Raw genomic sequence first — 13,419 nt, forward strand, 5'->3', positions numbered from 1 at the left:
CTGAAGGCATTGACGAGAGGTGGCAAAGTGCGAAGTCATAGTTTTTGACCTATGCCATTGCAACGCCTGAATTTCCGTAAAATATATATGTATTGCACCGGACAGGACTGTCGATGTGTACTGACATTCTTGTAGCGGAAAACAGTCACCAAGGAGAGCGCAAAATGGCAGCAGAACAGACCACCTCGCAGGCCCCGGAACTGGTCGGATTGTTCGATACGAAAGACAGCTTTAATGCTGCCGTGAATGCACTGCGGGGCAGTGGTTTTGCGCGAACCGATCTTTCGGTTCTGAGTTCCCATGAATCGATTGATGTCGCCGGATCAGACGGCCGGTCCTGGTCAGATGTGCTGACCGCACTGGTCGGTGAAGTGAAATATGAAGTGCCGCTGGTGGCATCTGGTGCCATTGCCCTGTTTGGCGGGGCGGCAACCGCCCCGGCAGCCATTGTGATCGGGGCAGGGGTTGGCGCGGTTGCCCTTCGTGAATTCATTGATGAAGTCACATCCACCCCGCATACCGAGGATTTTGCCCGTGCAGTTGATGCAGGCTCCGTGATCCTGTGGGTGCGTCTTGATCCGTCGATGGAAGGTGCCGAAGCAACGGCAAAAGCCATTCTGGAAAAACATGGGGCCACCAACATCCATCTGCATGTCGCGAAATAGCGACCAAAAGGCCGTTTAGTTGGCCAGCCTGTAGCTCAGGCGGGTTGTTTGCGTCTGACCGGCGGCGATAAAGGTCTGGTGATGGTTGATCTGGGTCGGCCATCCGCCAGATCGCGGCAGGGTGGCGGTAATCGTCGTCTGGATGTCGTAATCTTCCCAGGCGCGGAGCTGTTTGGTGGTGCGTTCCATTGATGCCTTGTCCATGCCCGCCATCTGCGAAAGCAAAAAGGCAATGCCGTTGCGCACACTTTCACGGGTGTAGCTTTGGCTGAGCGTGAGGGTCGCCTGATCCTCATTGATCGCGGTTATTTTCATCTCGCCAGTGACCACAAGGTTCGATCCGGTCAGCTCCCACGGTATTTCCCGATGGATGGCAAGCGGTTCGTTAAGTGGCAATTCGATCCCCGTGACCGAAAAGACCGGCAAGACATCGCGCAGGGTGATCTGAACCCCGACCCCGGCTGACATATTGGCAAAGGCCTGTCGCACCGGATCAAGGGTCGCGGCCATGCGCGGATTATCGGTATAATGCGCGATCACATCATCAAGTTTGGCAAAGACCCGCGGCAGAAGATCGGTTTTGACCGCCTCCATATTGGTCAGGGCAACCGGAACGCCGGTATCGGTTGTGCGGAATTCAAAACCGAAACCCTCTGTCAGTCTGGCAAGCCCGGTGGCAAGGCGATAGGCCGGGTCATCGGCATTCGGTGCGGTAATGGCGATGTCGTTATAGGACGCCCGCATTTCAAAGCCCTGATCATCCTTACCCGTCACGGTTATCGGGATCGACATGGTCAGGCGGTTGGTACTTGTCTGATCACTTTGAAGATTGCGCCGGGTTTCGCGGGTTTTGACCACATCATACAGGCGGCTTTCACCTGTGGCCGGATCAAAGGGGAATGAAACGGTTTCGCCTGCGGTTGCGGACATTACGCCCGGTGTCGCGACGCAGATTGTCATTCCGATGATGGTCAGAACCCTTAGAAGCGGTTGCATCACCCTGTTTCCCCTGAGTTTTTCCGGATCGTGGAAAAGGTGTTTTTCCGTTTGAAATCCGTCCTTTATTGCGCGCTGCAACGTGTTTTATGCCCGGATGGCAGGATCGGGATCGCGCAATTACGTCACTGAAAAATCACGTCTATTTGCCAACAGATTTGTCATGATCGGACCCGCGGTCAACTGGCAATCGCGAAAACAGGATCAAAATATACAGGTAAGGATGTGTATTGTTGCATCGCAACATACAGAAAACGCTACGTAATTTTGCGGTTGCCGTTAACGTCGCCTTTGACCCGGGGCGCGAAGCCTGATTTATTGGGCGGTCCGACATGACGGTCCCACACCGAATTTATGTCGATCAGGATAAACTACACACGCAATGCAGATTGCTTTCCAACTTACCACGCAAGCGTCAGTGAAAACATAATGTCAGATAAAGAAATCAAGGTTCGTGACCGCGAAGCGCTGCTGTTTCATTCCAGCGGCCGCCCCGGCAAAATCGAAATCACCGCATCCAAGCCGCTGACCACCCAGCGCGACCTGTCCCTGGCCTATTCACCGGGCGTTGCGGTGCCGTGTCTTGAAATCGCGAAAAACCCTGCCACTGCCTATGATTACACCTCGAAGGGTAACATTGTTGCGGTCATCTCCAACGGGACTGCGGTTCTGGGCCTCGGCAATCTTGGGGCTTTGGCTTCCAAGCCGGTGATGGAAGGCAAGGCTGTGCTGTTCAAGCGCTTTGCCGATGTTGACGGCTTTGATCTTGAAGTCTCGACCGAGGATGTCGACGAATTCGTCAATTGCGTGCGTTTCCTTGGGGCTTCGTTTGGCGGCATCAACCTTGAAGACATCAAGGCACCGGAATGCTTCATCATCGAACAGCGCCTGCGCGAAGTGATGGATATTCCGGTCTTCCACGATGACCAGCACGGCACGGCCATCATTGCGGCATCGGGCCTGATCAATGCCTGCGACCTGACCGGGCGCGAGCTTAAGGACATCAAGCTTGTCATCAATGGTGCCGGTGCGGCGGCGATTGCCTGCTGCGAGCTGGTCAAAAGCATGGGTGTGTCGCCGGACAATGTCATCATGTGTGACTCGCGCGGCGTGATCTATAAAGGTCGCGAAGATGGCATGAACCAGTGGAAATCGGCGCATGCGGCAGAAACCGATGCCCGTACGCTTGAAGAAGCCATGGATGGTGCCGATGCGTTCTTTGGTCTGTCGGTCAAGGGGGCAGTGACGGCCAAGATGGTCAAATCGATGGCCAAACAGCCGATCATCTTTGCCATGGCCAACCCGGACCCGGAAATCAGCCCGGAAGAAGTCGCCGGGATCCGTAATGATGCGATCTGTGCGACCGGGCGTTCGGATTACCCGAACCAGATCAACAATGTGCTTGGTTTCCCCTATATCTTCCGTGGTGCGCTTGATGTTCAGGCATCGACGATCAACGAGGAAATGAAAATTGCTGCGGCTCATGCGGTGGCGTCGCTGGCGCGTGAAGATGTGCCTGACGAAGTGGCTGCGGCCTATTCCGGGCGTCGTCTGCAATATGGTCCGGAATATATCATTCCGGCCCCGTTTGACCCGCGTCTGATCATTGCGGTGCCAAAGGCCGTTGCCCAGGCGGCAATGGATAGTGGCGTTGCCCGTCGCCCGATCATTGATATGGCAGAATATGAAAACCAGCTGCGTGGTCGTCTTGATCCGACGGCCGCCCATCTTCAGCTGATTTCCGATTATGTCCGTGCGCATCCGAAACGTATCGCCTTTGCCGAGGGCGAGGAGGAAACGGTCATTCGTGCAGCTGTGGCCTATCGCAATTCGGGCTATGGCACGCCGATCCTGATCGGACGCGAAGATCGCATCCATGAAAGTGCCAAGAAACTTGGCATCGAAAGCCTTGAAGGTGTTGAAATCAACAATGCTGCACTTTCGGGTCATAATGCCGAATATGCCGAATTCATGTATGAACGCCTGCAGCGCAAAGGCTATCTGTGGCGTGATTGCCAGCGCATGGTGAACCAGAAACGTAACGTTTTTGCCTCCGTCATGGTGGCAAAGGGTCATGCAGATGGTCTGATCACCGGTCTGACCCGCAACTTTGCACGCAGCTTTACCGATATCGCAACCGTGATCGATGCCAAGCAGGGCGAAATCCCGATGGGTCTTTCGATCGCGATTGCAAAGGGCCGCACGGTGTTTATCGCCGATACGCGCGTGCACAACCTTCCCAATGCCGAAGAACTGGCCGAGATCGCCATCCAGGCTGCCGAGAAGGCCCGTCAGCTTGGTCATGAGCCGCGTGTGGCGATGGTGTCGCATTCGACCTTTGGCAACCCCTACAGCCCTGATACCGACCGTATCCGCGAAGCTGTTGGCATTCTTGAACGCAGCAATGTCGATTTCGAATTCGATGGTGATATCGCGGTCGATGTCGCGCTCGATACCGAATTGCTGAAGCTTTATCCGTTCTGCCGCCTGTCCGGTCCGGCCAACGTGCTTGTCATGCCGGCCCTTCATGCGGCAACGACGGCATCGAAGCTTCTGGACAAGCTTGGCGGGGGTACGGTGGTTGGTCCGGTGATGATCGGGCTGGAAAAACCGGCCCAGATCGCACAGATGGGCTCGACCGTGAATGATCTTGTCAATCTTGCCGCCCTGGCTGCTCATGAGGCCGAGCACGGTTAAGGTAAAGGTCTGATGATTTTTGCAAAATGGCGGAGCTGATTTTCAGTCTCCGCCATTTTTGTCTCTATGCTGCGTTGATGCAGGCGCTATTCGACGGATTGACCGAAAACTGCGATGACAGCGGCCAATGCGGCGAGCAACGCGTAAAATCCGACCCGATGCCAGCCAGCTTGTTGTTTGGCCGCTATCACCGCACTCAAGCCCGCCTGCAAGCCGTAATAGATGGCAAATCCGCGCGAGGCATAGCTGACAATCGCATAGATATCGGCCGACCAGGTCAATGCAATGCCGATCACAGCCAGTAGTAAATAGGCCTGGCGCTCGCTGATACGCTTGCGCGACAGTTCGGCAAACAGACCACCCGATCCGCTGGTATCGGCAACTGCCGCACTGAATTGCGATGCCAGCGCGGCTGCGACCAGAAGGAAGGGCAGGATCGGGGCGACAATCTTCATCATGTCGATGATGCCGGTTTCAGATGGCGACATCTGATCGGGGCGAAAGACATATGAAATCAAAAGGATGTAAACCAGATAGATCGCCGTCGACAGCCATTGGGCCAGACGCATCGATCTGATGCGGGTTCTGGCATCATATTCCGATCCAAGATAACGCGATGTCTCAAAGCCCTGGACGGTGATCAATAATCCGAAGGTCAGCGTGACAGCGGACCAGCCGGTAACTTTTTCCGGATTGAAAATAAGGGCGTCATCAAGCGCCCGATGGCCGAAATGCGCCATCAAACCGACCAGCAACCCGGCAATGATCGCCAGTTTCAAACTGACCGATACATATTCCATCTTCTCAAGGCTTTTGAAACCGCGCGACCATCCGACCAGAACGATAGTGATGAAAACTGCGGTGGTCAGAAGTTTGGCGTCAAAACCGGACTTGAATGGTGTGAGACTGAGCGCAAAGGCACCCAGAAGATTGAGGTAATAGGAAACCGAGATGATATAGGCAAAGGCCAGCGCCCAGGAGGACAGGGTTTCGATCCGGATCGCAAGCGGGCCAAAGTCGCCATCCTGAATGGCCTTTTCACCCGATGCGATATTGTAGCGGATCGCACCGCCAAACAGATAGGCGACAAAACACAGAACCAGCATGATCAGCGGCGCATAGCCGCCATATCCGATATTCAGGATCGGGCCAAGCAACAAAAAACCGCTGCCAATGATTGATGCAAGCGGGGTAACAACGGCACGCCACAAGGGAAAATAGGCGACAGAACGCATCGACAGGACTATTGCAACGCAGACAGTCGCAAATGCAATGATCAGATCAAAAATCACAATTCAGTTCCAGAAGCCTTGGGTGCAATGCCTTGATTCATAAAGGATCAAGCTTGGTGTCCTGTCCAGAGCATAGTTCCGGATTATGCATCAGCATGGATATCGATTTTGATCGAAATATGGTCCTGACCAGACACGGCGTTTCTGAAATAATGGATGGATATCTTATGTGATACCATATGGTGGCAAAGGCAATTTGACCCGATTTTTGCCACATGATTTGGGCATATGACCAACATGTCATGCCATTATTGCACAAAAAATAGGAAATGCCGTATGGGCCAGCTGACCCGATTTCTCGCTGTTTTCATGTTTTTCCCGCTTCTTGCCGCCTGTGAAGACGAACAGGCCAGCGGGCCGAATGCCGACGAGATCACCACAGCGGTGATCGAACGTTTCCGCGAAGATCCCTATGCCAAGGTCGGCCATGTGGAAAATGTCACCAAAACCAACAGCATTTCCGAAGGAGATGACGAGGTTATTGTGATGGTGCGCTATGAGCTGGTCTTTGATCGTTCAATCGCCGACTTTGCCGATGATGTCAGCGAAAGGGGCAAGGCTGCCGGAAATATGGATGATGTTGGCAATACGGTCAGTGACGCGATTGATCTGGTGAAAACCAAAATGCTGGCAATGAAGGAAGGCGAATTCAAGCCCGGTGACCGGCGCACGGTCGAGAACGAAATCCGGTTGCTGAAGTCCGAAAAGGGCTGGATCTATCGCGGGGAGCGATAAGATTTCCGACCGCCACCTGACACTGTCGTGCGATGATGTAAAAAAGGGACCCGTTCGGGGTCCCTTTTGCTTATCTGTTGGTCCATCCAGTCGACCGTGATCAGTCAAGTGAGGCCAGAACTTTTGGCGGCGGGGGAACATCGCCAGCCGCAAAGGTCAGACCATCCAGCTCATTGAGGCCATTGGCCCGCATGATGGCATGAAGGCTGTCGACATATTCTTCGCCGCGTTCTGAATATTTGGTCAGGGTTTCGGCAAGGTCCCAACCATTGATCAGGTCACCATTGGCCCGCAGAACCGCGCGGCGTTCGCGCAGGGCCTGATAGGCCGGATGGGAATTGATGTTACGGGCATAGGCGCGCACACTGTCCATCAGGCTGCCAAATGACTTGATGACGTGATTCTTGCCTTCCTCGCGATCTTTGGGAACGATCCCTTCTTCATCACCCCACGCCCACTGACCAAACAGGGCATTGCCTGCACGGACAAAGCGCGACGTGCCCCAGCCGCTTTCCTCGGCCGACTGGGCAAGGATCAGAGAGGTCGGGATAATATCAATACGTTCAAGCAGAGCCGTGATGCCGCCATCGGTCACGCGATAACGTTTCATGAGCTGCTCAACCCATTGCTGATCCGCCGCACTGACCGGAGTGCCGGAAATGCCTTTGGCCTGGATGGCCATCAGGCGGTCACGACGGGTGGCAATTTCTTCATTCACCCGCATGGCCAGCGGCAACATGATGCGAAGGAAAAGCGTCTTGCGCTCGTCAACGGATGCCAGTTCCCCAAGACCCTTGGGGACGCGCTTGATATAGACGCGCGGTACTTCCGTCATATCACTCAGGTCGTAACCGATGCTGTTGAAATACTGGTTAAGTGCAACAACCTCAGGTCCCCGGCGATAAACGGGCTTTTTCTTTGTGACCGTGACTTCTTTCGGGCTGGCTGCCGGGATATCGATCCCGAACCCGGCCGGGGTCGGAGAGACATCAATTCCGGCAAAAATGCCAACATACAGTAAACCGATTGCTCCGGTGACCGAAGCAAGCGCAATTTTCCGGTAATTTCCTGTTTTTGCGCTAGTCATTCTTGTATCTCCAGGATCAGTAACACTGTCCATCCCAAGTGGACGATATCTATGCCTTCCAGCGCCAAAGATCGCAACGGGCAATATTTCCACAAGTTGAAAACGCCGCGTAAACCTTCCCGTTTACGCAAAATAATAACGCCCGGCGCAGGCAAAAGTTTGCGCCGGGCTAAAGATTTTTTTAACGACTCGGAAAGATCAGTCAGCCATTACCGGTTCGACGGCCTGAACTTCTGGCACGTAATAACGCAGCATGTTCTCGATACCCATTTTGAGGGTCGCGGTGCTGCTCGGGCAGCCCGAACATGCGCCATGCATCTCAAGGTAAACAACGCCGTCTTCGAACTTGTGGAAGACGATATCGCCGCCGTCCTGGGCCACAGCCGGACGCACACGGGTATCAAGCAGTTCCTTGATCTGGCTGACCAGTTCGTTGTCGCCTTCGGCAGCGGTGCTGGCACCGGTTGCGGCATCGGAATTCTGGTCAAGAACCGGCTGGCCGGAGGTGTAATGTTCCATGATACCGCCAAGAATCTGCGGTTTCAGGGTCTGCCAGTCTTTGGAATCGTCCTTGGTGATCGTGATGAAATCACCGCCAAGGAAGACACCGGCGATGCCATCAACTTCGAACAGCTTGCGCGCAAGCGGCGATTTGACGGCTTCGTCACTTTTAATGAAGTTCGCGGTGCCCAGACGGCCCATCACTTCTTCGCCCGGCAGGAACTTGAGTGTCGCCGGGTTCGGGGTCGGTTCGGTTTGAATGAACATGGTCGGCTTGTCCTCTCACTCTGATTGCCGGGGCTTATGCTGCCCGCTCAACAATCTGCATTTCATTAGGTTAGCCCCTAAATGGGGCAAAAAGCGGAAAAGATCAAGTCGCAGCGCGCAAGTCAGGTATTCCCCGTACGGTCAGATCGGGGCGCAATGACGCTTAACGCTGCAGGATGCTGCTGATTTCGCGCATCTGCGTGCGTGCGCGCAACAGATAGAAGCCCAGTCCCGCCAGATGGTTGGGGAAAATGATCCCGTCCGCTGACCCGTTCACCACAACCAGTGGATCAAGGGCGGCGGCTGATTGCAACGATCCGATCATTTCTGCCCAGGCTGGCGCAATTTGCCGTTCATTGATGATCTGTTCGAAATCGGTTCCGAGATCGCGCAGGATCAGGCTGTAGGCATAAAGGCGTCCCTTGGTCGCATAGAACACGTCATCGGCGGTGCGATCAAACAGGGACGGTGCATCGACCTTGTCATCAATCAGGGCCGATGCCGAACCAAGGTCATTGGCAAACCGGTTCAGTGTTTCCTGAAGATTGTCTGCGCGGCGTTCAAACACGGCCTCGCCGGTGGTCAGGCGCTTGTTGTAATTTTCAAGTGCGCGGATGGCCTGACGGTATTGCTGTTCGGATGTCACACCGGGCAGCAGCGATACGGTCGGATCAAACACCCATTTGTCGCCGCGGAACTTCAAAAGCCCGGCGGCATCATCAAGATCGGGGTCAACCTGGCTTGATCCGCGGGTACGCCCGATCTGATCGGACAGTTCAATCGAAAAACGCGACAGGGCATAAATGATGCCGGTCTGGAAGTTCGGCATATTGTCGAGTGCGCTACCGGGCAGGAAGAACGGGTCGTTCGCGGTCCAGCGGTTCTGGTTGACCTCGCGGTCGATCAGACCGGCAGCGGTGCTGACCGCATGGCTGCCACCCTGGTAATTGCCGGTAAAATCGGGATTGTCATCAATACGATGTACAAGCGCCATGCCCGCAGGATAATAGACCAGCGCGATCAGAACGATTACGGCAAGGCTGCGAATCCAGAATTTGCGCGATCCGAAAATACCTTTCAGGCGTGCCCCGAAACCAGACATTCCGCCCTTTTTATACAGATAATCGTCTTCAATCATGACTTGTCCCGTGAATTAATTCAGCTCTTGAACCTAGGGTGTCGCTGCCCAAACGGCAAGTGCATGATTTCACTGTGAGATGCAGATATAGGTTTCGTATTGCACCAGACCCAGAAGTGTTTCCAGATCCTGTTCTGAAAGGGCAATACATCCCTCGGTTCCACTATAGTCGGGTTTGGCAATATGCATGAAGATCGCCGACCCCTTTCCCGGTACCGGCGGGTCATCGTTATGACCAAGAACGACAACGATGTTATAGAGATTGTCGTCGCGCCACAGTTTTTCGTGACTTCCGCTAAACGGAAGTCTTACGGGACAATTATAGGACGGGTGATCGGGATCATCGCACCAGCCGTCCGAGAAGGAAATGGTAGTTGCGGGCAGTTTTGTTCTCGGGCAGGGTCTGCGATCAGAGCGATACATCACATAGCGCAATTTCCAGCGTCCGGCCGGTGTCTTGCCGTCGCCCTCGGTCTTGCTGTGGGCATCAATGATGCCATTAACCCCGAATGCACAGCGAAATTCGTGATCTCCCACGCGCAGGACACCATCCGCCGAAGCCGTAATTTCAAGCGGTTGGGATATTTCATGTGCAATGGCGTCGCTTTGCATTCAGTCCGTGCCTTTTTGGTATCTGCGCAGTGCGTCTTCGAGACAATTGCGCGACGAGGATGAGAAACAACAAAGGTAAATTTGTGGCATTGCGGCAATTTCGCCAGTCACCTCACAAATGGTTGATACGGCGATGTCGGCGGCAAGGTTTTCCGGATAGCCAAAAATTCCTGTGGATATGGCCGGAAACGCCATTGATTTGAGGTTGTTTCGCACTGCGATCAGAATTGCGTTGCGGTAGCAGGCAGCAAGCAGGGTGGCCTCGTTACGGTTTCCGCCCTGCCAGACGGGACCAACCGTGTGAATGACAAAACGGGCGTTCAGACCAAATCCCGGTGTGATGCATGCCTGTCCGGTCGGGCAGGGCGCAAGCGGGGCACAGGCCCTGGCAAGTTCCGGTCCGGCAGCTGCATGAATGGCACCACAAACACCCCCGCCGGGCAAAAGGGCCTGATTGGCGGCGTTGACAATCGCATCTGTGTCCAGCGTCGTGATGTCGGCACTTATGATTTTTATGATGCTGGAAGGGTGGTCGTTCTGTTCATCGGGCACGGATCGAATTCCGATACGTTATGAGAGCCCCAAAACACACTGCATTGTCGTCTATTTTGACAAAAAGTCAAAAAAACAACGCTCTGTCGTTCGAACAGAGCGTTGTTTGCAATCATTATAATCGTGCAGGGCCGACTATTTTGCCAGATTTACTTGGCCAGGCGTGCGACACCTTCTTCGATCAGGCTGGCAGCTTTTTCAGCGCCTTCCCAACCGGTGACCTTTACCCATTTGCCTTTTTCGAGGTCTTTGTAACGCTCGAAGAAATGCTGGATCTGGTCGCGGAAGATCTGTGGAAGATCTTCGTGGGATTTGATGTCGGTATAGTAGGGGTCGATCTTGTCATGGGGAACGCAGATCAGTTTTTCGTCCTGACCGGCTTCGTCTTCCATGATCAGAACACCGATCGGGCGTGCACGGATCACCGAACCGGCAACGACCGGCTCGCGGAACATGACCATCGCGTCGACCGGGTCACCATCTTCGCCAAGGGTGTTGGGAATGAAACCGTAATTGACCGGGTAATACATCGAGGTATGCAGGAAACGGTCAACAAAGACAGCTCCGGAATCCTTGTCTACTTCGTATTTGACCGGTCCGCCCTGCGGAATTTCGATGACGACATTTACGTCCCACGGAACATCTTTGCCGACGGCAATCTTGCTGAGATCCATCTGGGAAAATCCCTTTCGCTTCTATAAAGGCATGCCCCGGTATCCGGGACGGCTGTGTTCGGCTTCGAAGATGCAAAAATGCACCCGAAGGAGAATGATGCCGACCTTTTATCGCGAATTGCCGCAGCTTCCAAGGGGGTCCACATGCATCCTTGGTCGAAAATCAGGCAATTTCTTTTGCGGATGCGAATAAAGAAGACGATTCAGGGGTTTCTGCCCGGGCAACGACGGTTGATGGCAGGAAACGATCATGATCATTTAGCAGGTGTTCGTTAAACAGATGCCAGTTGGATACAAGGCCGCCCTGATGACGCGCTGGAATTTTGCGATCATGGAACAGATGCAGCACCGGCGAGCAATATTCGACATTCTTGCGCCGCAGGCCTGACCGCAACAGGCGCAGGACAAAATCGGAATCTTCCCAGCCATGTCCTTCATATGCTTCATCAAAGCCGTGAATACGATCAATATCGGCTTTGAAAACGCCAAGATTGCAGGTCTGCGCCTTGCGCCAGCAATTTTCATGCTCCCAAAGCCAGGGGCCTTTATGGGGCAGGCGAATGAACTGGAACGGTCGATTGCAGAATCCGAAAAGCGATACGGCAAAAAGGGCTGCGCGCGGCCATTTGTGAAAGGCCCATTTGCGCTCGAGAAGGGTTTTGGTCAGGCGCTGCTTGATGAAAACGCGCTTGCCTGAAACAAGGCATCCGGCCTCGGCTGCCTTGCGGTGGCGGGTGATGAAGTCGGGCATGACACAGCAGTCACCATCAATAAAGATGACAAGTTCGCCTTCGGCCATGGCAATGGCGCCATTACGCGCCTTGGCGACGCGAAAACCGCTATCTTCATGCCAGTAATGTTTGACCGGAACCGGGCAGGTTGCTGCAAAATTTTCGATCACACGTGTTGTCGGACCTGCTGATCCGTCATCGGCAATGATGATTTCAAAGTTACGATCATTCTGATCGGCAAGCGAATTCAGCACCAGAGAAAGTGCTTCAGGCCAATTATAGGTCGTGACCACGACCGACACCAAGGATGTCATCTTCCCCCCACGTACCCCGTTTACCCCGTTTTTGTGCAGCTTTGCCCGTTTTTATTACCCGAGCCTACCCTTACGAAATCTTAAGGGCAATTGACAAATTGCTTACATAAACTTCTTTCGCGCCAGTGACGCGGTTTTGGGATTGATCAGTTCCCTGATCCATTTGGCGGCTTCGATCACGACCGGGTCTTTCTGGCGTGCAGGCCGGATCAGAAGGCGATACCACCAGTGCGAAATGAAATCCGGGAAATTCAGCGGAACCAGCTCGCCACGTTCGACATAGTTACGTGCAACGACATCGGTGCTTGCAACGATGCCCTGTCCGGCGCGTGCGGCTTCGAGTGCCCAGATATGGTGGCTGAAGGTCCAGCAATCGGCGAGCGAGAAGCTGGCATCCTTGAACCATTGTTCGATCTGGGCAAACTGTTCGCTGTCACTGTCAATCAGCAGAATATCACGTGGGCCCAGTTCCGAAACATTGATATGACACGCATCAAAGCCGCGCTTTGCCAGCCATTCGGGGGCGGCAAAGGCGGTATAGACTTCCGGGGTGAGAAGTTCGGTTACCCAGTCTTCCGGACCGGGCAGGTCCTTGGGCGCGATTTGAAGAGCCAGATCAATTTCAAGCGGATCAAGCCCGTCATCAAACTCGATCTTGCGGAACTGGACGGGAATATCAGATGGCAGCCGGTCGCGCAGGTTATCAAGTTCATAAAGCAATACGGTCAATGCCGGGGTTGCAAGCGCGCCGATACGGATTGCCTTGCCCTTGTCCGGGCCGACTTCGCTGGTGATATCGGCAATGCCGTCAAGGGCCTCGGTCAGGCGCGGCAAAAGAAGTTCGGCCGATTTGGTTGTGCTTAGTCCCCGACCTTTGCGGGTGAACAGCACAACACCAAGGTTTTCCTCAAGCTGGCGCAGCTGATGGCTGATGGCACTTTGCGTGACGTGCAATTCTTCGGCTGCACCTTTTACGCTTTGGTGGCGGGCGGTGGCTTCAAAAGCGACAAGTGCGCGTAAGGGGGGCAATTTCCGGCGCATTTTGTGTTTCCATACGAACAGTTTCCTTCGTCAATATTGTCTATCAGGACTGATGTTAAAAAGGGGCAAAAAAAACTCAACAATGGCTGAAAACCTTTCATTCGTATTTTTCCAAAC

At 54.0% G+C, this 13,419-nt stretch carries 13 protein-coding genes; 3 read left to right on the plus strand and 10 right to left on the minus strand.

Annotated features, from left to right (window positions below; all coding sequences use genetic code 11):
• The first annotated feature begins 164 nt into the window (after window positions 1-164).
• Window positions 165-665: a hypothetical protein gene (locus ACTU44_RS02290; RefSeq protein WP_462096560.1), complete on the plus strand. Its 501-nt coding sequence runs from the start codon at window positions 165-167 to the stop codon at window positions 663-665.
• A 15-nt stretch (window positions 666-680) separates the two neighbouring features.
• Here the strand turns inward: ACTU44_RS02290 and ACTU44_RS02295 are convergent, their stop codons facing one another.
• Window positions 681-1,661 carry a hypothetical protein gene (locus ACTU44_RS02295; protein WP_462096561.1) on the minus strand — a complete coding sequence of 327 codons (981 nt, stop codon included), beginning with the start codon at window positions 1,659-1,661 and terminating at the stop codon, window positions 681-683.
• Between the two features lie 429 nt (window positions 1,662-2,090).
• Here ACTU44_RS02295 and ACTU44_RS02300 point away from each other — a divergent pair, with 429 nt between their 5' ends.
• Window positions 2,091-4,358: an NADP-dependent malic enzyme gene (locus ACTU44_RS02300; RefSeq protein ID WP_114096433.1), complete on the plus strand. Its 2,268-nt coding sequence runs from the start codon at window positions 2,091-2,093 to the stop codon at window positions 4,356-4,358.
• Between the two features lie 86 nt (window positions 4,359-4,444).
• Here ACTU44_RS02300 and ACTU44_RS02305 read toward each other — a convergent pair whose 3' ends face one another.
• Window positions 4,445-5,650 (minus strand): APC family permease, encoded by a 1,206-nt coding sequence (locus ACTU44_RS02305; RefSeq protein ID WP_462096562.1) that lies wholly within the window; start codon window positions 5,648-5,650, stop codon window positions 4,445-4,447.
• 276 nt (window positions 5,651-5,926) lie between these two features.
• On the opposite strand from ACTU44_RS02305, the gene ACTU44_RS02310 reads away from it, so the two are divergent.
• Complete coding sequence (locus ACTU44_RS02310) at window positions 5,927-6,385, plus strand: hypothetical protein (RefSeq protein WP_336079764.1); 459 nt, start codon at window positions 5,927-5,929, stop codon at window positions 6,383-6,385.
• 100 nt (window positions 6,386-6,485) lie between these two features.
• Here ACTU44_RS02310 and ACTU44_RS02315 read toward each other — a convergent pair whose 3' ends face one another.
• The 8 genes from ACTU44_RS02315 to ACTU44_RS02350 all read right to left on the minus strand — a co-directional run bounded on the left by ACTU44_RS02315 (window position 6,486) and on the right by ACTU44_RS02350 (window position 13,302).
• Window positions 6,486-7,472: a glucosaminidase domain-containing protein gene (locus ACTU44_RS02315; RefSeq protein WP_462096563.1), complete on the minus strand. Its 987-nt coding sequence runs from the start codon at window positions 7,470-7,472 to the stop codon at window positions 6,486-6,488.
• Window positions 7,473-7,670: 198 nt separating this feature from the next.
• Window positions 7,671-8,240 carry a NifU family protein gene (locus ACTU44_RS02320; protein WP_462096564.1) on the minus strand — a complete coding sequence of 190 codons (570 nt, stop codon included), beginning with the start codon at window positions 8,238-8,240 and terminating at the stop codon, window positions 7,671-7,673.
• Between the two features lie 163 nt (window positions 8,241-8,403).
• A complete protein-coding gene (locus tag ACTU44_RS02325) occupies window positions 8,404-9,378 on the minus strand; it encodes a DUF2333 family protein (protein ID WP_114096438.1) in 975 nt (324 codons plus the stop codon).
• 69 nt (window positions 9,379-9,447) lie between these two features.
• Window positions 9,448-9,990, minus strand: a complete 543-nt coding sequence (locus ACTU44_RS02330) for a L,D-transpeptidase family protein (RefSeq protein ID WP_114096439.1) — start codon at window positions 9,988-9,990, stop codon at window positions 9,448-9,450.
• On the minus strand, window positions 9,991-10,542 hold the full coding sequence (locus tag ACTU44_RS02335; protein ID WP_462096565.1) for a macro domain-containing protein: 552 nt from the start codon (window positions 10,540-10,542) through the stop codon (window positions 9,991-9,993). It lies immediately after the preceding gene.
• 149 nt (window positions 10,543-10,691) lie between these two features.
• Complete coding sequence (ppa, locus tag ACTU44_RS02340; RefSeq protein ID WP_114096440.1) at window positions 10,692-11,216, minus strand: inorganic diphosphatase; 525 nt, start codon at window positions 11,214-11,216, stop codon at window positions 10,692-10,694.
• Between the two features lie 163 nt (window positions 11,217-11,379).
• The gene (locus tag ACTU44_RS02345) at window positions 11,380-12,261 is read right to left on the minus strand and encodes a glycosyltransferase (protein WP_114096441.1); all 882 of its coding nucleotides are present in this window, start codon (window positions 12,259-12,261) and stop codon (window positions 11,380-11,382) included.
• A gap of 102 nt (window positions 12,262-12,363) precedes the next feature.
• A complete protein-coding gene (locus tag ACTU44_RS02350) occupies window positions 12,364-13,302 on the minus strand; it encodes a LysR family transcriptional regulator (RefSeq protein WP_114096442.1) in 939 nt (312 codons plus the stop codon).
• Window positions 13,303-13,419: the final 117 nt, after the last annotated feature.

The organism is Thalassospira sp. SM2505 (genome assembly GCF_054901115.1).